Source organism: Pantoea sp. CFCC18177, assembly GCF_059412425.1.
In genome coordinates this window covers 98,456-119,642 of sequence record NZ_JBNBPL010000001.1, presented here as the reverse complement: position 1 = coordinate 119,642, position 21,187 = coordinate 98,456, and the positions used below count along the sequence as shown (strand labels likewise).

The 21,187-nt window shown below is 55.2% G+C and carries 14 protein-coding genes and 1 tRNA gene; all 15 read left to right on the top strand.

The features are described 5' to 3' along the window. Positions 1–25 precede the first annotated feature (25 nt). The 15 genes from ACPUC8_RS00505 to bcsD all read left to right on the top strand — a co-directional run bounded on the left by ACPUC8_RS00505 (position 26) and on the right by bcsD (position 21,178). Complete coding sequence (locus ACPUC8_RS00505; RefSeq protein WP_039335005.1) at positions 26–490, top strand: MarR family winged helix-turn-helix transcriptional regulator; 465 nt, start codon at positions 26–28, stop codon at positions 488–490. 97 nt (positions 491–587) lie between these two features. Next, entirely contained in the window at positions 588–1,016 is a 429-nt protein-coding gene (locus tag ACPUC8_RS00500) for an organic hydroperoxide resistance protein (RefSeq protein WP_494925423.1), read from the top strand. Between the two features lie 246 nt (positions 1,017–1,262). Next, positions 1,263–2,954: a kdo(2)-lipid A phosphoethanolamine 7''-transferase gene (eptB, locus tag ACPUC8_RS00495; RefSeq protein ID WP_039335003.1), complete on the top strand. Its 1,692-nt coding sequence runs from the start codon at positions 1,263–1,265 to the stop codon at positions 2,952–2,954. A 125-nt stretch (positions 2,955–3,079) separates the two neighbouring features. Continuing rightward, positions 3,080–3,156 (top strand) — tRNA-Pro (locus ACPUC8_RS00490). 1,203 nt (positions 3,157–4,359) lie between these two features. Next, entirely contained in the window at positions 4,360–5,970 is a 1,611-nt protein-coding gene (gene dppA, locus ACPUC8_RS00485) for a dipeptide ABC transporter periplasmic-binding protein DppA (protein ID WP_039335000.1), read from the top strand. A gap of 322 nt (positions 5,971–6,292) precedes the next feature. Continuing rightward, positions 6,293–7,312 carry a dipeptide ABC transporter permease DppB gene (gene dppB / locus ACPUC8_RS00480; protein WP_039334996.1) on the top strand — a complete coding sequence of 340 codons (1,020 nt, stop codon included), beginning with the start codon at positions 6,293–6,295 and terminating at the stop codon, positions 7,310–7,312. A gap of 9 nt (positions 7,313–7,321) precedes the next feature. Continuing rightward, positions 7,322–8,224 carry a dipeptide ABC transporter permease DppC gene (gene dppC, locus ACPUC8_RS00475; protein WP_058972841.1) on the top strand — a complete coding sequence of 301 codons (903 nt, stop codon included), beginning with the start codon at positions 7,322–7,324 and terminating at the stop codon, positions 8,222–8,224. A 12-nt stretch (positions 8,225–8,236) separates the two neighbouring features. Then, entirely contained in the window at positions 8,237–9,223 is a 987-nt protein-coding gene (gene dppD / locus ACPUC8_RS00470; RefSeq protein ID WP_494925422.1) for a dipeptide ABC transporter ATP-binding protein, read from the top strand. Then, positions 9,213–10,223, top strand: a complete 1,011-nt coding sequence (gene dppF / locus ACPUC8_RS00465; protein ID WP_039329147.1) for a dipeptide ABC transporter ATP-binding subunit DppF — start codon at positions 9,213–9,215, stop codon at positions 10,221–10,223. Before dppD ends, dppF begins: the two co-directional genes overlap by 11 nt. A 474-nt stretch (positions 10,224–10,697) precedes the next feature. Next, a complete protein-coding gene (bcsO, locus tag ACPUC8_RS00460; RefSeq protein WP_494925421.1) occupies positions 10,698–11,435 on the top strand; it encodes a cellulose biosynthesis protein BcsO in 738 nt (245 codons plus the stop codon). Next, positions 11,426–12,226 carry a cellulose biosynthesis protein BcsQ gene (gene bcsQ / locus ACPUC8_RS00455; RefSeq protein ID WP_039329151.1) on the top strand — a complete coding sequence of 267 codons (801 nt, stop codon included), beginning with the start codon at positions 11,426–11,428 and terminating at the stop codon, positions 12,224–12,226. The genes bcsO and bcsQ overlap by 10 nt, the downstream gene beginning before the upstream one ends. 57 nt (positions 12,227–12,283) lie before the next feature. Further along, positions 12,284–14,389: a UDP-forming cellulose synthase catalytic subunit gene (bcsA, locus tag ACPUC8_RS00450; protein ID WP_052205981.1), complete on the top strand. Its 2,106-nt coding sequence runs from the start codon at positions 12,284–12,286 to the stop codon at positions 14,387–14,389. Further along, the gene (gene bcsB, locus ACPUC8_RS00445) at positions 14,386–16,914 is read left to right on the top strand and encodes a cellulose biosynthesis cyclic di-GMP-binding regulatory protein BcsB (RefSeq protein ID WP_494925420.1); all 2,529 of its coding nucleotides are present in this window, start codon (positions 14,386–14,388) and stop codon (positions 16,912–16,914) included. Before bcsA ends, bcsB begins: the two co-directional genes overlap by 4 nt. Before the next feature lie 11 nt (positions 16,915–16,925). Beyond that, on the top strand, positions 16,926–20,732 hold the full coding sequence (locus ACPUC8_RS00440) for a cellulose biosynthesis protein BcsC (protein WP_039329156.1): 3,807 nt from the start codon (positions 16,926–16,928) through the stop codon (positions 20,730–20,732). Further along, on the top strand, positions 20,732–21,178 hold the full coding sequence (gene bcsD, locus ACPUC8_RS00435) for a cellulose biosynthesis protein BcsD (protein WP_494925419.1): 447 nt from the start codon (positions 20,732–20,734) through the stop codon (positions 21,176–21,178). Before ACPUC8_RS00440 ends, bcsD begins: the two co-directional genes overlap by 1 nt. The last annotated feature ends 9 nt before the right edge of the window (positions 21,179–21,187 follow it).

Below are 21,187 nucleotides of genomic sequence, written 5' to 3'. Positions count from 1 at the left end.
TAGCGCGCTATCTATATTGAATCGCATGAACAGTAAACAAGATGACAAAAAAGTGAAGCAGATGCCACTCCAGGTTGATCAACACCTCTGTTTCGCCCTGTATTCGGCGAATCTCGCGATGCATAAAGTCTACCGTCAACTGTTGGCCGGGCTGGAGATTACCTATCCGCAATATTTGGTGATGTTGGTGTTGTGGAATCAAGATGACGTGACAGTATCGGAGATTGGCGAGCAGCTGTTCCTCGATTCCGCCACGCTGACGCCGTTGCTGAAACGTCTGGAGGCCGCCGGATTATTGCGCCGTCAGCGTTCGCGCCAGGATGAGCGTCAGGTGGTGGTGACGTTAACCGATGAAGGTCGTGCGCTGCGTGAGAAAGCGCAAACCATTCCCGAAGCGGTACAGTGCGCCACAGCCTGTGATAATGAAGCCATGACGGCACTGAAAAACCAGCTGGATGATTTGCGCGATAATCTGAATCGCGCCAGATAAAAAGGGTGGATGCCGCTGTGGCGGCATTCTGGATATCAAGGTAAAAGCTGCGCATTGATAAGTCGTGCGCGATTATATAGCGAATAGTGAGGTTATCATGTCTTTAGATAAAGTTGTTTATACCGCAAAAGCCAAAGCTACCGGTGGTCGTGATGGACGTGCGACATCCTCTGATAACGTGCTGGATGTGAAGCTGGGTGTGCCAAAAGAGATGGGCGGTGCAGACGGCGAAGTGACCAACCCAGAGCAGCTGTTTGCGGCGGGTTATTCAGCCTGTTTCCTTGGTGCAATGAAGTTTGTCGCTGGCCGTGACAAGATCGCCATGCCAAAAGACGCGTGGATTGAAGGTGAAGTCGGTATTGGCCCAATCCCAACCGGCTTTGGTATCGAAGCCAAACTGAACATTCACCTGCCAGCGATGGACGCAGCAGAGGCGCAGAAGCTGGTGGATGCGGCACACATCGTTTGCCCGTATTCCAATGCGACGCGCGGCAATATTGATGTGACGCTGAACATTATTAACTGATGTTGTTTAAGGCCCCGCAAGGGGCCTTTTTCACCTTTAATGGGATCGAAATACAATTCGCTGGTCTAACCATTGGTTAAATGTTCTACTGCTGCGCTGCATGCGCCCTCAATGCCGTTCCGGTTCAGATTCGTCCCGTTCCTGCTCGTTGCTTGCGCTTTTCTCTCTCACGGACGAACTCTATTGACTTTAAATAGTCACATTTAAGGTTGGTTTATTGACACCGGGTCAGGAATTAAAAAATAGATGAATTATATTAAGAGTTTAACGCAGCAAAAGCTGTCGCTGCTGCTTGCGTTGTATCTCGGCATCTTATTGAATTTGCCGATTTTTTATCGCCGTTTTGACGGCTTCTTAACGAAATCCACCCTTACTGATTGGCTGTCTGCTGGGGCAGAAGTGCTGGCCGCGGTGTTGCTGACCTTCTTCCTGATGCGGTTGTTGTCGCTCGGTGGAAAGTGGGCCTATCGCATTCTCGCCACCCTGTGCGTAGTGATTTCGGTCGCTGCTGCCTATTACATGACCTTCTTCAACGTGGTGATTGGCTACGGCATTGTCGCGTCGGTGATGACCACCGATGTCGATCTTTCAAAAGAAGTGATTGGCCTGCATTTTGTGGTGTGGATGGTGCTGGTGAGCGCCCTGCCGCTGCTGTTGATTTGGCGTAATAATCTGAGCCAGACACTGTTTGAGCAGTTAAAGACGCCAGGGCAGCGTTTGAAGCCGACCCTGGTGTTGCTGCTGAGCGTGGCACTGGTGTGGCTGCCGATTCGTTATTTCGACAAGCTGCAAAAGGTGAATGAAGAGATCACCAATATTGATTTGCCGAGCTACGGCGGTGTGGTGGCGCACTCTTATTTGCCTTCTAACTGGATTGCGGCGTTAGGTTTGTTTGCCTGGACCAAGGTCGATGAGGAGATGGATGGCGCGGAGTTGCTGGACCCGGCGAAGAAGTTTACTTACGTTGCGCCAGCCGGGCTTGATGATACCTATGTGGTGTTTGTGATTGGCGAGACCACGCGCTGGGATCATATGGGCCTGTTAGGTTATGACCGCGATACCACGCCGAAGCTGTCGAAAGAGAAGAATTTGGTGGCGTTTCGTGGTGAGTCTTGCGATACCGCAACCAAGCTGTCATTGCGTTGTATGTTTGTGCGCGAGGGCGGCACCATGGATAACCCAGGACGCACGCTGAAAGAGCAGAATGTGTTTGCGGTGATGAAGGAGTTGGGCTTCACTTCCGAGCTGTTCGCGATGCAGAGCGAAGTGTGGTTTTACGATAACGCCGATGTGAATAATTTCTCGTTCCGCGAGCAAATTGGTTCAGAGAAGCGTAATCAGGGTAAAGCCGTCGATGACATGTTGTTGGTGCCGGAGTTGCAGGCTTCACTGGAGCGTTTCCCGAAAGGTAAGCATTTGGTGGTGTTGCATACTAAGGGTTCACATTACCTTTATTCACAGCGTTATCCGCGCAGTTTCGCCCGTTATCAGCCCGAGTGTATGGGCGTGGATGAGACCTGCAGTAAAGCGCAGTTGATTAACGCTTATGACAATTCGATTCTGTATGTCGATACTATGTTGGATAGCGTGCTCGATCAGTTGCGTGATAAGAAAGCCATCGTGTTTTATGCCGCCGATCACGGTGAGTCGATCAGCGAGAATATGCATTTGCACGGCACACCGCGTGAGATGGCCCCGCCAGAGCAGTTCCGTGTGCCGATGATGGTGTGGGCTTCCGATAAGTATTTGGCTGACCCGACCAATCGCAGTAACTTCGATCGTTTACAGGCCCAGCAGCGCGTGGGTAAGACCCATCGTCATGTGGAGTTGTTTGATACGATTTTAGGCTGTCTGGGCTACAGTTCGCCGGATGGCGGAATTAACCCAGCGAATAACTGGTGTCAGGCGCCTGCCGCGACCCCAGCTAAAACGCTGTAAGCTTTGCTGTGAAACCATTGAGCGGTGGGGTTTTTTGCCCCACTGCTTGCTTTTCAGGCGATCGGCTGGAAAAAATGGAAAAGGGATTGACGCTCTAAAGTGGGAGCAGTAATATTCGCCCCCATCGGCGAGTAGCGCAGCTTGGTAGCGCAACTGGTTTGGGACCAGTGGGTCGGAGGTTCGAATCCTCTCTCGCCGACCATATTTAAGAAACCTGCTTGTAAAAGCGGGTTTTTTTTCGTCTGTAGATCAGGCTGCTTACATTCAAAAACGTACCTGTCAGGATGAAATACGGGGCCACTCCGTAAAGACGCTGTCTCATCCCTGATCGCTCGGCACACGCCATCCCTGGCGTGTGACGCTTTACTCCGGACCCCGCATTCCCTCCTTTGCTCAACTCCGCTGCGTTGTGTTGGGCAGCGATATAGAAGCCATTCAAAAACGTACCTGTCAGGATGAAATACGGGGCCACTCCGTAAAGACGCTGTCTCGTCCCTGATCGCTCGGCACACGCCATCCCTGGCGTGTGACGCTTTACTCCGGACCCCGCATTCCCTCCTTTGCCCAACTCCCTGCGTGCTTTTAGAAAAGCGAAACTGCTGCCAATTAGCGATGGGAAGGGGGCTCGGTTAGCAAAGCGTCCGCCGCATGGACAAAATTGCCGGGAGCAATTTTGCACAACGCGAAGCGTTGCCCGCTTGCGGGTGAGCCCCATGGATGGGGCGAATACTCCGGCGGTAGAGGCTACAGGGATGTATTTACGCCGTCTTTGCGATCGAGCCCCCTTCTCTGAGCCATACGCAAAACTCAAAGCACTTAGGTTTAACAAAGGTTGATAATCTCCCTTTTCACATCAAAACTTCCAATTTCATGCTATTTATCCCTATCTCGATACTCAAGCCCTTATCCAATCGACCCTGCTCCCTTAATTCGCGACACATTCTTCTTATGACCGCTTTTTGCTTTTTGCTGATTTCTTATGCCATTAAGCCAGCATATTTCGCTGCCTGAACGTCATAACGCACGGGGAATCGTTCAGATAATCGACATTTACCAACAAGTTTTGTGTGTTTTTTAGCGGTGATAATCACTGTCATCTGGCTACATAGCCAGATAATCACGCGGCATTGCGCGCTTTATCACCTTTTTTAATTTTGGCTCAGCGCGAGAAGGCTGTTTTTTATCGTTGCTTGCACTTACTCACACTCTGTGTAAATAACCCCACCTTGTATTGACCTTCTTTGCAACTGTTGACAAATTGATGCGTCAATAACATGCAGAGTAGGGCGATCCTGACAGCGTTTTTCTGTCGGAGAAAATAAACCACTCGCATGCTGCCCGAACCGCATAAAAAAATTCAGAGGTCGGGCGACGCACACAACATCACATCACAATGGAGCAAAACATGATCAACTCCCTGGCTAAATCCAGGATGCTGAAGGTCGGTCTTAGCCTGATTGCTATGACTGTTGCCGCGGGTGTCCAGGCGAAAACCCTCGTTTACTGTTCAGAAGGTTCGCCGGAAGGCTTTAACCCACAGCTCTTCACATCGGGTACCACTTACGATGCCAGCTCCGTACCGATCTACAACCGCCTGGTTGAGTTCAAAACCGGTACCACTGAGCTGCAGCCGGGCCTGGCAGAAAAATGGGACGTCAGCGCGGACGGTAAAACTTATACCTTCCACCTGCGTAAAGGCGTGAAGTGGCAAACCACCAAAGACTTCAAGCCAACCCGTGAATTCAACGCCGATGACGTCGTGTTCTCCTTCGAGCGCCAGCTCGACAAAAACAACAAATATCACGGTGTTTCTGGCGGCAGCTACGAATACTTCGAAGGCATGGACATGCCTAAGCTGATCGCCAAAATCGACAAAGTTGACGACTACACCGTACGCTTCACCCTGACCCGTCCTGAAGCGCCGTTCATTGCTGACCTTGGCATGGACTTCGCCTCAATCCTGTCTAAAGAGTATGCGGACAACATGCTCAAAGCCGGCACGCCAGAAAAACTGGACCTCAACCCAGTGGGCACCGGTCCATTCGTGCTGCAGCAATACCAGAAAGACTCGCGCATTCTCTACAAAGCGAACCCAGACTTCTGGGGCACTAAGCCGAAGATTGATCGCCTGGTCTTCTCCATCACCCCGGATGCGTCTGTGCGTTACGCCAAACTGCAGAAAGGTGAGTGCCAGGTCATGCCGTATCCAAACCCGGCTGACATCGCCAGCATGAAAAAAGATGACAAAATCAACCTGATGGAACAGCCTGGTCTGAACGTCGGTTACCTGTCATTTAACACCGAGAAAAAACCGCTGGATAACGTCAAAGTGCGTCAGGCACTGACCATGGCGGTCAACAAACAAGCCATCATCGATGCGGTTTATCAGGGCGCTGGCCAGGCCGCGAAAAACCTGATCCCACCGACCATGTGGGGCTACAACGATGCTGTTAAAGACTACGCTTACGACCCTGCTAAAGCGAAAGAACTGCTGAAAGAAGCAGGCATGCCAGATGGCTTCTCCATCGACCTGTGGGCAATGCCGGTACAGCGTCCTTACAACCCGAACGCGCGCCGTATGGCCGAAATGGTTCAGGCTGACTGGGCGAAAATTGGCGTCAAAGCCAAAATCGTCACCTTCGAATGGGGCGAATACCTCAAGCGTGCTAAAGCCGGTGAACACCAGACCGTCATGATGGGCTGGACCGGTGATAATGGGGACCCAGATAACTTCTTCGCCACGCTGTTCAGCTGTGCAGCGGCGAAAGACGGTTCTAACTACTCTCGCTGGTGCTACAAGCCGTTTGAAGACCTGATTCAGCCTGCACGTGCTGAAGCCGATCACAACAAACGTATTGAACTGTACAAGCAGGCTCAGGTAGTGATGCATGACCAGGCGCCAGCGCTGATCATCGCTCACTCAACCGTCTATGAGCCAGTGAGTAAGAAAGTGACCGGTTATGTGGTTGATCCATTAGGCAAACATCACTTCGAAAACGTCGATATCCAGGAATAACCTTTCGGATTATCGCGGGTAGGGCCAGCGCTGCTGGCCCTCGGGCGGCCCCTTCGTCGCCCGAACTCCGCACTTTTTTTCCGGCTAAATTAATGCATACCCTAAATAATTCACTCTGCAGCAAGGCGGCGAATTGGTGAATCCTCAGGAGCTTACTCAAGTAAGTGACTGGGGTGAGCGAATGAAGCCAACGCAGTTGCAGCGTGAAGGTTGACGGGTATTTGAAGCGCTTCTTGCGTCGCGTCCGGCCATGCCGGCTGCGTGTTGTGAGCAATGTAGACCCTGGCGGCAACGCCACGGGAAAAGACTGAGAACCCGGCTTATGCTGCAATTCATACTCCGACGTCTGGGCCTTGTCATCCCAACGTTTATCGGTATTACCTTACTGACCTTTGCGTTTGTCCATTTGATCCCCGGTGACCCGGTGCTGATCATGGCGGGCGAGCGCGGTATCTCTCCTGAACGTCATGCCCAACTGATGGCCCAGTTTGGTCTCGACCAGCCGATGTGGAAACAGTACATCACCTACATCAATGGTGTGCTGCATGGCGATCTCGGTATCTCGCTGAAAAGCCGCATTCCAGTCTGGGATGAATTCGTTCCCCGTTTCAAAGCCACGCTGGAACTCGGTATCTGCGCCATGATCTTTGCCGTGGCCGTGGGGATTCCTGTGGGGGTTCTGGCGGCGGTGAAGCGCGGTTCCGTATTCGATCACACTGCGGTGGGTATCTCACTGACCGGTTACTCGATGCCGATTTTCTGGTGGGGCATCATGCTGATCATGCTGGTGTCGGTCCAATGGAACCTCACGCCGGTCTCTGGGCGTGTCAGTGACACCATCTTCCTTGATGATAGCCATCCTCTGACCGGATTCATGCTGATTGATACGCTGATCTGGGGCGAACCGGGTGACTTCAAAGATGCCGTGATGCACATGATTCTGCCGGCCATCGTACTCGGCACCATTCCTCTGGCGGTGATTGTGCGTATGACGCGATCCTCGATGCTGGAAGTGCTGGGTGAAGACTACATCCGCACCGCGCGCGCTAAAGGCTTAACGCGCATGCGCGTGATTGTGGTGCATGCGCTGCGTAACGCCATGCTGCCGGTGGTCACCGTTATCGGTTTACAGGTTGGCACCTTATTGGCCGGTGCGATTCTGACCGAAACCATCTTCTCGTGGCCGGGACTTGGTCGCTGGCTCATTGAAGCGCTGCAACGCCGTGACTATCCGGTGGTGCAAGGCGGCGTGCTGCTGGTGGCGATTCTGATTATCGTGGTCAACCTGCTGGTTGATCTGCTGTACGGCGTGGTTAATCCGCGCATTCGACATAAGAAATAAGGGGGAATCATGTCTACTGTTGATCCCGCAAGCGTGACCGCTGCACCCAAGCCGATGACCCCCATTCAGGAATTCTGGCACTACTTCAAACGTAACAAAGGCGCGGTGATTGGCCTGGTTTACATCATTCTGATGCTGCTGATCGCGCTGTTCGCCAATGTGCTGGCGCCGCACGCGCCTGCCGAACAGTTCCGCGATGCACTGCTGCACCCGCCAGTGTGGCAGGAAGGCGGTAGCTGGAAATTTATTCTCGGCACCGATGACGTTGGCCGCGATGTCCTTTCGCGTCTGATGTTCGGTGCGCGCTTGTCTCTGCTGGTGGGTTGCCTGGTGGTGGTGCTGTCACTGGTGCTCGGGGTGATATTTGGCCTGATGGCCGGTTACCTCGGCGGAGTGGTGGATGCCGTGATCATGCGTCTGGTCGACATCATGCTGGCGCTGCCAAGCTTGCTGTTGGCACTGGTGCTGGTGGCGATCTTCGGCCCGTCGATTGTCAACGCCTCGCTGGCGATCACTTTCGTCGCCTTGCCGCACTATATCCGTCTGACCCGTGCTGCGGTGCTGGTGGAAGTCAACCGCGACTACGTCACCGCCTCTAGCGTGGCGGGGGCCGGTACCCTGCGCCAGATGTTCGTCAATATTCTGCCTAACTGCCTGGCACCGCTGATCGTGCAGGCGTCATTAGGTTTCTCCAATGCCATCCTCGATATGGCGGCGTTGGGCTTTCTCGGAATGGGGGCGCAGCCGCCAACACCAGAGTGGGGCACCATGCTCTCAGACGTGTTGCAGTATGCGCAAAGTGCCTGGTGGGTGGTGACGTTCCCTGGTGTCGTCATCCTGCTCACTGTACTGGCATTCAACCTCATGGGCGATGGTCTGCGTGACGCACTCGACCCGAAACTCAAGCAGTAAAGAGGCACCGAGATGGCATTATTAAATGTAGAAAAATTATCGGTGCATTTCGGCGACGAAAAAACACCGTTCCGCGCCGTAGACCGCATCAGCTACCAGGTTGAACAAGGCCAGGTGGTGGGGATTGTCGGTGAATCCGGCTCGGGTAAATCTGTCAGTTCACTGGCGATCATGGGGCTGATTGATTACCCCGGCCGTGTGAAGGCCGAAAAGCTGGAGTTCAACCAGCGTGACCTGCAACGCATCTCCGAAAAAGAGCGCCGCCAACTGGTGGGCGCTGAAGTGGCGATGATCTTCCAGGACCCGATGACCAGCCTTAACCCGTGCTACAGCGTCGGTTTCCAGATTATGGAAGCGCTGAAGGTGCATCAGGGCGGCAGCAAAAGCACCCGTCGTCAGCGTGCCATCGACCTGCTGGAGCAGGTGGGCATTCCCGACCCGGCTTCGCGACTGGATGTCTACCCTCACCAGCTGTCGGGCGGTATGAGCCAGCGTGTGATGATCGCCATGGCGATTGCCTGCAAACCGAAGCTGTTGATTGCAGATGAGCCGACCACCGCGCTGGACGTCACCATTCAGGCACAGATCATCGAACTGCTGCTGGATTTGCAGAAGCAAGAAAACATGGCGTTGATCCTGATTACCCACGATCTGGCGCTGGTGGCGGAAGCCGCGCAACACATCATCGTGATGTATGCAGGTCAGGTGGTGGAAAGCGGTAAAGCGGTGGATATCTTCAAAGCGCCGCGTCATCCGTATACCCAGGCGCTGCTGCGTGCGCTGCCGGAGTTTGCCGCCGATAAAGCGCGTCTGGCTTCGCTGCCAGGTGTGGTGCCGGGCAAATATGACCGCCCAACCGGCTGTCTGCTCAACCCACGCTGTCCGTACGTGACCGACCGCTGCCGCCGTGAAGAACCTGAACTGCGCGACATTCCGGGCCGCCAGTCTAAATGCCATTTCCCACTGGATGATGCCGGGAGACCGACTTATGAGTCTTAATAACACTGAGCAGGATTACCTGCTGCAGGCGATTGACCTGAAAAAACACTACCCGGTGAAGAAAGGGCTGTTTGGCCAGGAGCGCCTGGTCAAAGCGCTGGATGGCGTCTCGTTTAACCTTGAGCGTGGCAAAACGCTGGCGGTGGTGGGGGAGTCTGGCTGTGGTAAATCCACGCTGGGTCGCCTGTTAACCATGATTGAAACGCCAACCGAAGGGCAGCTCTATTGGCACGGTCAGGATTTGCTGAAGCACGATCCGCAGGCCCAGAAGCTGCGTCGCCAGAAAATTCAGATTATCTTCCAGAACCCGTATGGCTCGCTGAATCCGCGCAAAAAAATCAGCCAGATTCTTGAAGAGCCGCTGGTGATCAACACCTCGCTGAGCAAAGCGGAACGCCGGGAAAAAACCCTGGAGATGATGGCGAAGGTCGGTCTGAAAACCGAACACTATGACCGTTACCCGCATATGTTCTCCGGTGGGCAGCGTCAGCGTATCGCCATTGCGCGTGGTTTAATGCTCGACCCAGACGTCTTGATTGCCGATGAACCTGTCTCGGCGCTGGATGTTTCGGTGCGTGCGCAGGTACTCAACCTGATGATGGATTTGCAGCAGGATTTGGGTTTGTCGTATGTGTTCATTTCTCACGACCTGTCCGTGGTTGAACACATAGCCGACGAAGTGATGGTGATGTATCTGGGCCGCTGCGTTGAAAAAGGCAGCAAAGAGGCGATCTTCAGCAATCCTCGCCATCCTTATACTCAGGCATTGCTGTCTGCCACGCCGCGACTCAATCCAGATGAGCGCCGTGAGCGCATCAAACTTACCGGTGAGTTGCCCAGCCCGCTTAATCCACCGCCGGGCTGTGCCTTTAACGCGCGCTGCCGCCGTCGTTTTGGCAGCTGTGTACAATTGCAGCCCAAGCTAAAACAGTATGGCGAACAGCAAATCGCCTGCTTTGCGGTTGATCAGGATGAGAATCAGCCAGTGGGCGTTCCGTAAATTACCGCCAAAAATAGCTAAAGGCTCCCTCGGGAGCCTTTCTTTTTTGCTGGTTCATACTTCAGTAAAATTAACGGCTGAGTGCGGAGAAAAAAAAGAGGTCTGAAATGTATTACGCCAGTGAATCAGTAATAAATTGGTCCTGATTACGATATAAATCGTTAAGGCAAATTCTGAATAATGTCAGGATTGTGTGAGTGTTATCACACAGGTGTAAAATCCGTAACTTGAACCACTTTGAAGGTTTTTCAGTAAGTTAGGTTAATGTTAACCCCGTTATTATTTCAGTTAATCGATATTAATTAATCTCCGGTCATAAATAACAGCATGCTATTTGCATATGTAGAATTTCAATCAGGAAGATAAAACTCTTTTATTGAACATGTTGTTTTAATAATCAGATTTCTCTCACCGTCTTTTAATGTGTGTGTTATATTCCAGGCAAATTCCCTCCCGTTTTTACAGGCTCTGATCATGAAGAATTACGACGATCTGCAGCGTTTCAAAGAAAAAACGCACACGCTTGATATCGCTTTTAAGGATATGTCTGGGCAATCGCAGGACGCGGATCACAGCCAATGGGCCATTATTCGCCAGTTGGCCACGAATAATGAGCCGGAATTAGGCAGCGGTCAGCGCATTGACCTGCCGCAACCCCAACCGATTCGTGGCGATGAGTTTGACGCACCTGCGCAACCTGCACCTCTGCAGGCGCCAATAGCTGCCGCTGGCAGCACTACGCGCGGATCGATTCTCGATAGCCTGGCCGCGACTGCGCCGGTAGAATCCGTGCCCGCTGCACCGCCGAGTGGTGTTTCTTCCTTATTCCCACCGGCTCCAGCGGCGAAACCCGCACCTTCAGCAATCGCGCAAGCGCCGAAAGCGACCGTGGTTGAGCGCCAGGCGACCACTTCGCTGTTTCCGCCGCCGCCGCCGAAACCGGTTGCTGAACCTGTCGCAGCACCTGCGCCCCTCGTGGCAGCACCCGCACCGATTGCGGCCACACCTGCGCCCGCCCCACACACTGTGGTTAGCGCTGGCCCGGTTGCGACACCTGTACCCTCACCGACTTTTGCCGCACCGGTACAGCCGGCTCCTGCTGCACCGTCTCGCTTTGGTGCGCTGTTCCGTTCACGCCCCGCGGAACCTGCTAATATTTCTAAAGAAACACTACTAAAACCGTTACTGGAGAAAATCGCGCTATGCCGTTAGTTTGTGTGTGCTCGCCTAAAGGGGGAGTAGGGAAAACCACCATGGCGGCCAATCTTGCATGGAGTCTGGCGCGTGCCGGCAGCAAGGTGTTGGCAATCGATTTCGATGTCCAGAACGCATTGCGTCTGCATTTTGGTGTACCGCTGCACGACGGCCGTGGTTTTGTTGCTCGCTCTGAAGAGCAGGCCGACTGGAGCCAGTCCATTCTCACCACCGGCGGTAATATTTTTGTTATGCCGTACGGTGACGTCACTGAAGATCAGCGTGAGCGTTTCGAAGAGAATCTGGTTAAAGATCCACATTTCCTTAAACGCGGTCTGGATACCGTGCTGAATTATCCGGGACTGGTGATTATTGCTGATTTTCCTCCAGGTCCAGGTCCGGCGCTTAAAGCCATGACCGCGCTTGCCGATATGCATTTAGTGGTGATGCTTGCAGATACCGCTTCTGTCTCGCTTCTGCCGCAAATAGAAAATGACCGCATGATAGGTCAGCCACTGAATAATAAACGTGGTCATTATTTTGTGCTTAACCAGAGCGACAACCGCCGCAATATTAGCCGTGAAGTCACCGGCTTTATGCAGCAGCGTCTGGGTGAGAACTTATTGGGTGTGGTGCACCGCGATGAAAGCGTCGCGGAAGCCAATGCTTCACAACAGTCGGTGTTTGATTTCAGCCCTGCCTCTGCGGCCGCGTTTGATATCGAACTGGTGGCCAAACGTGTGGCAAATATCCTGAATATTACCGTGGGTAACGGTGAAGTTCAGGCGCCCATTCGCAGTCATTATTAAATAAGCCAGGCTGTTGCCTGGCGCAATAATAACAACACAGCTTCTTTAGGGTGAATCATGAGTAAACTCGGGTTTTACCTGCTGCTACTGGTGCTTGCACCGGTCGCCGCGGTAATCGTCATCACGCCTATGGACAGCCAAAAACAATATATTTTTGGCTTAATCAGCATCGGGATGATGTTTCTACTGGGCTTCAGCAAAAGCCGCAAAATAACCGTTGTGATGGTTATTCTTTCTGCGCTGATGTCGACCCGATATATCTGGTGGCGCACCACAGAGACGCTGCAATTTAATTCAGAGATCGAAGCCATTCTCGGCATCGGTTTATATCTGGCCGAATTGTATGTCTGGCTGATCCTGATTCTGGGCTTCCTGCAGACCACCTGGCCACTGAAACGCACCATTGAACCGCTGCCGGAGGATACCAGCCTGTGGCCAACGGTGGATGTGTACGTGCCGACCTACAACGAAAGCCTGGATGTCGTGCGTGATACCGTGCTGGCGGCCCAGTGCATCGATTATCCGCGCGACAAGTTGAAAGTCTATTTGCTGGATGATGGCAAGCGCAGTGAGTTTGCGGTGTTTGCGGCGGATGTGGGCGTGGGTTACATCACCCGTGACGACAACAGCCATGCGAAAGCCGGTAACCTCAATCATGCAATGAAAATCACCAAAGGTGAGCTGATCTGCATCTTTGACTGTGACCACGTTGCCACCCGTACTTTCTTGCAAGCAACGGTCGGCCCGTTCCTGAAAGATCCTAAGCTGGCGTTGTTACAAACGCCGCACTACTTCTACTCTCCGGACCCGTTCGAGCGTAACCTGCGCGCTGCGCGCAGCATTCCAAACGAAGGTGCACTGTTCTACGGTCCGGTGCAGCAGGGCAACGATAACTGGAATGCGACTTTCTTCTGCGGTTCCTGTGCGGTTATCCGTCGCAGTGCGTTAGAAGAAATCGGTGGTTTTGCTGTCGAAACGGTCACCGAAGATGCGCATACCGCGCTGAAAATGCAGCGTCTGGGCTGGGGCTCCGCCTTCCTGGCGATTCCACTGGCTGCCGGCCTGGCCACCGAACGTCTGGGCCTGCACGTCATACAGCGTAACCGCTGGGCGCGTGGCATGACGCAGATTTTCCGTGTTGATAACCCGCTGTTTGGCCGCGGTCTGAAATGGCAGCAACGCCTGTGCTACCTCAACGCCATGCTGCACTTCCAGTTTGGACTGCCACGCGTGGCCTTCCTGACGGCACCGCTGGCGTATCTGTTGTTCAACCTGAACATCATTCACTCGTCAGCCTCGCTGATTTTTGCCTACGTGCTGCCGCACCTGGTGATGTCGCTGTACGTCAACTCCCGCATGAACGGCAAGTTCCGTTACACCTTCTGGGGTGAAATCTACGAAACCGTGATGTGTTTCCACCTCGTGATTCCGACGCTGTTGACCATGCTGGCCCCTAAGCGCGGGAAATTTAACGTAACGGATAAAGGCGGTTTGCTGGATCAGGGCTTCTTCGACTTCCACATCGTGCGTCCACATGTGATTGTCGCCGTGCTGCTGACTATCGGCATTGTGGCGGGCGTGGTGCGCGCCACGGCGCATGATTACTTTGGTGTTGACCCTTATGTTATCGCGCTCAACGTCGGCTGGGCGGTGTTCAGCCTGATCATCCTGATGGCGGCCATTGCCGTGGCGCGTGAAACCAAGCAGGTACGTAAAACCATTCGTATCGAAGTGCAGATTCCGGCGGTGATTCACTATGCGAGCGGCATCTCTTCACGTACCCAAACCAGCGACTTGTCGATGGGTGGTGCGCAGTTGGATGCGCCAGACAATCGCCACGAGACCGATGAAATCGAAGAGATTGACCTGCTGCTGAAATCGGGTGCTATCACTATCCCGGTGAGCAAAATCTCCGGCGATGACGAAACCATTCGTCTGCGCTTTGGCGATATGCCGCTCTCGCGCCGCCGTGAACTGGTGCGCGTGGTACTGGCGCGTGCCGATGCGTGGATTCAGCCCGAGTACAAGCAGGACAACCCGCTGGTTTCACTGGGCACCATTATTCGTACCGTGTTTGAGCTGTTCTGGCTGACCTGGAAAGATCGCCGTCAGAAGCATAAGCGTGACAACCAGGCCGCCGTAAAAGAGGACAGCGCTGCATGAAGAACTTGACTCAAACGTTGCTGGCGAGCTCGCTGGCAACGGCGCTGATGCTCGCCCCTGCCTGGGCGGAAACGCCCGCGGTTACCCAAGACAGCTCGGCGCTGTCTGACGTGCCGCCACCGCAAGGGATTCAGAGTGAAGCGGATACGCAGTTACAACAAGCCGCCGGTGCCACGCCTTACGCACCGGTAGACAACGCGCCCGCCACTGAGAACGCTGCGCCAGCCGATACGACGGGCGCGGCGCCTGCACCGGTTGATAGTGCGCCAACGAACAACAATATGGCTCCTGCACCGGAAATGGTGTTGCCGAACGTTGCCCCTGTTGCGCCGGTAGCCGCCGCGCCAACTACCGCGATGTTGAACCAGCCGGTAAGCAGCACGATTACGGTGGCTCAGATGGGCCAGCCGCAGGGCATTACCTTGACCGGTGGTCAGCTGCAATCCGGTATCGTGTTCACCCTGCCAAGTGATGAGGTGATCACCAACGCACACCTTAATCTGTCGCTGCGTGTTTCTGCAGCGCTGGCGGCGCGCAATACCTCACTGCAGTTGATGCTCAACGGCCAGCCGTTGGGCACCTTGCCGCTGGGCTCCAGCGACAGTGATGTTAGCGACTATCAGCTGGATATCCCTGCGGCGATGGTGGTATCGAGCAACAACCTCAGCTTCAAAATCAACGATGCGGATAAGCTGCTGTGCGAAAAAGAGAGTGCGCAGCAGTATCAGGTCTCAATTCTGCCGAAAACCACGCTGAGCCTCGAAGGGCAGCAGTTGAATATTGGCACCAGTCTGCGCAACTTCCCGCGTCCGTTCATTGATGCGCAACGCATGACGCCCGCCAGCGTGACCTTTGGTTTTGCCGCCAATGTGGCACCTGACAGCGTGAGCGCTGCGGCTTTAGTGGCTTCCTGGATGGGGATTCAGTCTGATTATCGCGGTATCCGTTTCCCGGTGGTGCGTGGCGATCTGCCAGAGCACAACGGCATCCTGGTCGGTCATCCGGGTGACAAGATTGGTTCGGTGACCTTGCCGGCCACCAATGGCCCACTGTTGCAAGTGATCGATAACCCGAACAACCCGGTCTACAAACTGCTGTTAGTGGTAGGGGCGGACGACGCGCAGTTACGGCAGGCGGCAAACCGTTTAACCACCCAGCCGCTGACCACGGATGCCAGCAGCCTGAACGTTCAGCCACAGCAGATTGGTGTGCGTAAGCCCTATGACGCGCCACGCTGGATCAATACCAGCCGTCCAGTGCGCCTGAGCGAGCTGCTGCGTAAAGATCAAAGCCTGACCACCACCGGTATCTGGCACGATGCGTTGAGCGTCAACTTCCGCGCGGCACCGGATCTGTTCATGTGGGATGGCGACACCATTCCGGTGGAACTGCACTACCGTTTCCCATCAGAAAGCTGGATTGATGAGAACAAATCGTTCCTTAACGTGATGATTAACGGCACGTTCCTGCGCAACCTGACGGTAAATAAAGTCGGTCTGCTGGAGAGCGCCTGGCATCGTCTGGGTGGCGACGCGCGTCAGGAGCATTACACCCTGAAGCTGGAGCCGTATCTGATTTACGGTGACAACCAGCTGGCGCTGTACTTCAACATCAAACCGAAAGCGGATGCACCTTGCGGTGTGTTGCTCAACAACAACATCAAGAGCCGCATTGAAGATGATTCGTGGATTGACCTGAGCCACACGCGCCACTTCACCATGCTGCCGAACCTGTCGTACTTCGTGGGCGCGTCGTTCCCGTTCTCACGGCTGGCGGACTTCTCGCAGACCACCTTGCTACTGCCAGAAAAACCTACCGATGCCGAGATCTCCACGCTGCTGGATATGTCCTCACGCGCCGGTAACGCCACAGGCGTGCCGCTGGTGCAGAACCAGGTGCTGTTTGGTCTGCCGAATGGCGGCACCAATCTGACGCGTCTGCAGCAGAGCGATCTGCTGGCGGTGAGCACCACGCAGAACAGCGAGTTTAACCAGCAGATGCTGGCGAATACGCCGTATGAAACCAGTGGCAATACGCTGGGCGTGAAAGACCCGACCACCTGGGACAAACTGCGCGGCTGGCTGACCGGTGACTGGTATCGCCAGCAGCTGGATGCCGATCGTTACTTCTCCTCGAACGAAGCGTGGCGTGGCTTTGTCAGCTATCGCTCGCCATGGAATGCGGATCGTCTGGTGGTGATGACCGTGGCGACCAGTGACCAACAGTTGCTGCGCCTGCATGAGGACCTGAACTCTTCACGCATCAACGCCGGTATTCGTGGCGATACCGCCATCATCACCGATGAGAACGGCATTCGCAGCTTCCGTGTCGGACCGCAATTCCCGAGCGGTGAAATGCCGTGGTACATGATGGTGGTGTGGTATGCCAACCAGCACTCCGTGCTGATGGCGCTGGCGGCACTGCTGCTCTCAGCGTTGGTAGGCGGTGGCGCCTGGGCGATGCTGAAACGTCATGCGTGGCGACGTCTCAACCCGAAAGCTGATAGCAAGTCCGGCAAGAAGTAAGGATAAAAACAATGAAAAAAAATCTGTTAAGTGCCGGTATTCGTCATGCCCTGATTCTGGGTGGGGCATTGACGCTCTCTCAGCCGCTGTTCGCGGCAGAGAGTACCAATCCTGCGTTACAAGCGCTGTTCGATCAGGCGGCTTACTGGCATCAGAAAGCGCATGACGATTTAGCCAAATCTTCGCTGCAGAAAGTGCTGATGGTGGAGCCAAACAACACTCAGGCGCTTTATCTGCTGGCGCTCTATTCGCAGCAGAGCGGTAGCACGGCGGAAGCGGCGCAATGGCGTGCACGCCTGAGCGCGGCATCACCCAACGATCCGCATCTCACCGAACTGGATAACGCGCGTCAGCTGCAAACCATTCCACAGGCGCAGCTGTCGCTGGCGCGTCAGCAGGCGCGCAGCGGCAACATCGCGGCGTCACTGCAAACCTGGCGTAATACCTTTAACGGTAATGAGCCACCCCCGAGCGTGGCGGCAGAGTATTACCTGACGATGGCGGGTGACCGCGCGCTGCTGCCCCAGGCGGTAGAAGCGCTGCGTCAGTTCTCTGCCGACCATCCGCAGGATACCGGCGCGAAACTGGCGCTGGGTAAGGCGATGACCTATCAGGAATCTACCCGTCGTCAGGGGATCGATTTGCTCGCGTCCCTCGCCGATGGCAATAAAGATGCTGACCGCTCATTGCGTCAGGCGCTGCTGTGGTTGGGGCCACAGGCGTCCGATGCTTCGCTGTATCAAACCTGGCAGCAGCGCCACCCGCAGGATAATGCGGTGATGGATTACTACCGTAAAAACGTCGGTGGAGCTGAGAAAGGCGCTGGCTTTACCGCGCTGAACAGCGGTGATGTCAGTAATGCACAGAACAACTTTGAAAAGGTGCTGCAGGCCAACCCGCAGGATGCCGATGCGCTGGCCGGTATGGGCTATGTGGCTCAGCGTGCTGGGCGTTACGCCGAAGCGGCGGACTACCTGACACGCGCCGCGCAGCTGGGCGGCGACCAGAGTGATACACGCCAGAAACAGGCGGCGGATGCGCGCTTTTATGCCCAGCTGGCGACTGCCCAGCAGGCGCTGAAGAACGGTGACAGCGCCCAGGCGCTGGCGCTGAGTGAACCGCTGGCGCAGGCCGACGGTGAGAAAGGCATTGCGGCGAAGCTGTTCCGCGCGGACGTCCAGCGTCGCAGCAATCAACTTGATCAGGCAGAGCAGACCTATCGCGCTATCCTGCAAACGGATGCCAATAACCGTAATGCCAAAGAAGGTCTCTTCTACGTACTGCGTCAGCAAAACCGCAGCGCAGAGGCGAATACCTTGCTGGCATCACTGCCAGACAGCGTGCGTCAGAGCGTGGCACCGCGCGGCAGCAGCACCGATCCGATCCGTGCGCAGGCCAAACGTGAACTGGCTGCCGGTAACAACAGTGCAGCGATTGCCACACTCAACAGCGGTATCCAGCGCTACCCGAACGACGGCTGGTTGCGTCTTGATCTGGCGCGTATTTATCGCGCCCAGGGCGATAACATGATGGCCGCCAATATTATGCAGCCTGCCATGCGCAGCGGGGCCAGCACCAATGAGCTGTATGCCGGCGCCTTGAACGCCAGCGAAAGCGGTGCCTGGCAGCAGGCCAGTTTACTGTTGTCGCGCATTCCGAACGGCAGCAAGAGCAGCGACATGCGCGAACTGGCGCAGCGTGTGAATTTCAACCTGCAAATGGCAACCGCCGATCAGTATCTGGCGCAGGGTTCAAATGCGGCAGCGGCTAACACCTTGCGTGCGCTGGCCTCTACCCCGCCAGCCAACCCGGTGGATGCGGGTAATCTGGCGCAGAAGCTGGCGAAAGCGGGCGATCTCACCACTGCCGTGTCGGTGGTGCGCAGCAATATGCAGCGTGGCATTCAGGGTAACGCCGGTGACTATGCCGCCCAGGTGGCGGTGCTGAACCAGGCGGGCCTGAATACCGAAGCGCAGAGCTTCCTCAGCAGCCCAGAGTTGCAGTCGCGCAGTACACCGACTCAGCTGGCGAGTATTCGTAACGGTTACGTGATCAATGAAGTGGATCGCCTGCGCGAGCAGAAACAGTACGCCGCCGCTTACGACAAGCTGGTGGGCGCACTGCAGCACGATCCACAAAACCGCGATCTGATGTTCGCGATGGCGCGCCTCTATCAGTCCGGCAAGATGAACAAAGAAGCCGGCGTGGTGTATGACTACCTGATGACCCAGGATACGCCAACGCAAGACGCGCGTACCGGAGCCATCAATGTGGCGCTGGCCAATAATGATGTGAATAAAGCGAATACCTTAACGCGTGGCCTGCGTAACGAGCAGACGCCAGACCGTCTGCTGCTGCTGGCGCGTGTGGCAGAAGCTAACGGCGAGCACAGCCAGGCGATGAGTTACTTGCGCACCGCACGCGGTCAGTTGATTGGCCTGCAAGGTGCACAGACGGGCAGCGTGCCGAGCGTCGGTGGTCTGGCCTTGGCCGACAACCCGTTCATCAACCGCAGCACATCGCCGGTTTCAGGCTCACCTTCTGCCTATGGTGCCGTCATGCCCTGGCAGTCAGCACCGGATGCCTCCACCAGTAGTGCCGCAGGCGTGACGCTGGCAAGTAATACGCCAGCGGTGCAGCAGAGCCAGACGCTGCGTCAAATCGACAACATGATGGACGATTTGCAAGAAAAAACCGGTACTTGGGTGCAGGGGCAAATGCAGGTGCGCGGTCGTGATGGCGAATCGGGTCTGAGTAAACTGACCGAAGCCAAAGCGCCGCTGACTTTCTCCACCGTGCCGTTTGGCGAGTCACGCTTTGACTTCACTATGACCCCGGTTTCTCTGACGGCAGGCAGTGCGGCCGGTGACGCATGGCGTCGCTTCGGCACCAACGCCCTGGTGCAGGGGAATGTGGTGGCCTCGGGCGATGCCAAAATTGACGATGTGCCTTCCTCGTCCACCGATTCGCAGAAGGCCACCGGCGTTGAGTTGAACCTGGCATTGAAAGGCGACAGCTACAAGATTGACCTCGGCAGTACCCCGCTCGGGCAGGATCTGAGCACGCTGGTCGGTGGTGTGCAGTGGTCGCCGAAGTTGACTGACTTCCTGACGTTGATCCTCACCGGTGAACGTCGCGCGATGACTGACAGCCTGCTCTCTTACGTTGGCGTCGAAGACAAAACCAGCGGTAAGCGCTGGGGCCGCGTCACCAAAAACGGCGGTAACGCTTTACTGAGCTACGATAACGGCGATGCCGGTTTCTATGTGGGCGGTGGTGCGTACAGCTACATCGGTGAAAACGTGGCAAGCAACAATAGCGTGCAGGCGACCGCCGGTGCCTATGTGCGTCCGTTCCACTCCGATGACCGCGAACTGAAAGCCGGGATGAGTTTGTCGTGGATGGACTTCTCGAAAAACCTCAGCTACTTCAGCTACGGCCAGGGCGGTTACTTCAGCCCGCAAAACTATGCGTCGGTGTCATTCCCTATCGAATTCACCCGCAAGTTTGACGACCTGAAAGTGAACGTCGGCGGTTCGGTGGGTTATCAGTCGTACAGCCAGGATAAGAGCGCCTACTTCCCGAATGATCCGACATACCAGGCGCAAATGCAGAGCCTGGCCGATCAGGGTTATGTGAAGAGTGCCTATTACAGCGGCGACAGCAAAAACGGTATCGGTTACAACCTGCATGCCGGTGCCGATTACAAGATCAACAAAGATGTCACCATTGGCGGCCAGTTAGGCTACGACACCTTTGGCGATTACAACGAGAGCACAGCGAATCTGTACTTCCGTTACATGTTCGGAGACAACTAATGAGTGAGCAAGTAACCGCGCGCGTCAGCCATCCACATCAGCCAGGTTGGTTCGACCTGGTCAGCGTGATGATTGAAAGCATGTTGAACAATGCGGGTGAGGAAGCGGAAGGTTTTCTCATCGACGTGGGCGCATCGCTGGCAAAACGCTATCCTTTAGCAGAAGCGCGCACCGTGCAGGATCTGGAGCGCGAAATGAATCTGCAGCTGGCCCGTTTCAACTGGGGTTTCAGCCAACTGCAACCGCAGGAAAATGCGATTCTCATTCAGCACCATGCGCTGCCACAGGGCGACAGCAATGTGGATGCTGAGCGCTGGCAACTGGCTTTAAGCGCCGTGCTGGCGGGCGTTTATGCCCAGTGGTTACAGGCGCAAGGTGGCAGTGCGGCGGTGCCGGTCACGTTCGAGAAGAACGACGGCGGTACGTTGCATTATCGATATCAATAGGATGCTGTG

Coding starts and splice junctions, on each gene's coding strand:
- dppD (WP_494925422.1), top strand. CDS start 8,237: ATGGCATTATTAAATGTAGAAAAATTATCGGTGCATTTCGGCGACGAA.
- ACPUC8_RS00440 (WP_039329156.1), top strand. CDS start 16,926: ATGAAAAAAAATCTGTTAAGTGCCGGTATTCGTCATGCCCTGATTCTG.
- dppC (WP_058972841.1), top strand. CDS start 7,322: ATGTCTACTGTTGATCCCGCAAGCGTGACCGCTGCACCCAAGCCGATG.
- dppB (WP_039334996.1), top strand. CDS start 6,293: ATGCTGCAATTCATACTCCGACGTCTGGGCCTTGTCATCCCAACGTTT.
- bcsD (WP_494925419.1), top strand. CDS start 20,732: ATGAGTGAGCAAGTAACCGCGCGCGTCAGCCATCCACATCAGCCAGGT.
- bcsQ (WP_039329151.1), top strand. CDS start 11,426: ATGCCGTTAGTTTGTGTGTGCTCGCCTAAAGGGGGAGTAGGGAAAACC.
- bcsB (WP_494925420.1), top strand. CDS start 14,386: ATGAAGAACTTGACTCAAACGTTGCTGGCGAGCTCGCTGGCAACGGCG.
- bcsA (WP_052205981.1), top strand. CDS start 12,284: ATGAGTAAACTCGGGTTTTACCTGCTGCTACTGGTGCTTGCACCGGTC.
- ACPUC8_RS00500 (WP_494925423.1), top strand. CDS start 588: ATGTCTTTAGATAAAGTTGTTTATACCGCAAAAGCCAAAGCTACCGGT.
- bcsO (WP_494925421.1), top strand. CDS start 10,698: ATGAAGAATTACGACGATCTGCAGCGTTTCAAAGAAAAAACGCACACG.
- dppF (WP_039329147.1), top strand. CDS start 9,213: ATGAGTCTTAATAACACTGAGCAGGATTACCTGCTGCAGGCGATTGAC.
- eptB (WP_039335003.1), top strand. CDS start 1,263: ATGAATTATATTAAGAGTTTAACGCAGCAAAAGCTGTCGCTGCTGCTT.
- dppA (WP_039335000.1), top strand. CDS start 4,360: ATGATCAACTCCCTGGCTAAATCCAGGATGCTGAAGGTCGGTCTTAGC.
- ACPUC8_RS00505 (WP_039335005.1), top strand. CDS start 26: ATGAACAGTAAACAAGATGACAAAAAAGTGAAGCAGATGCCACTCCAG.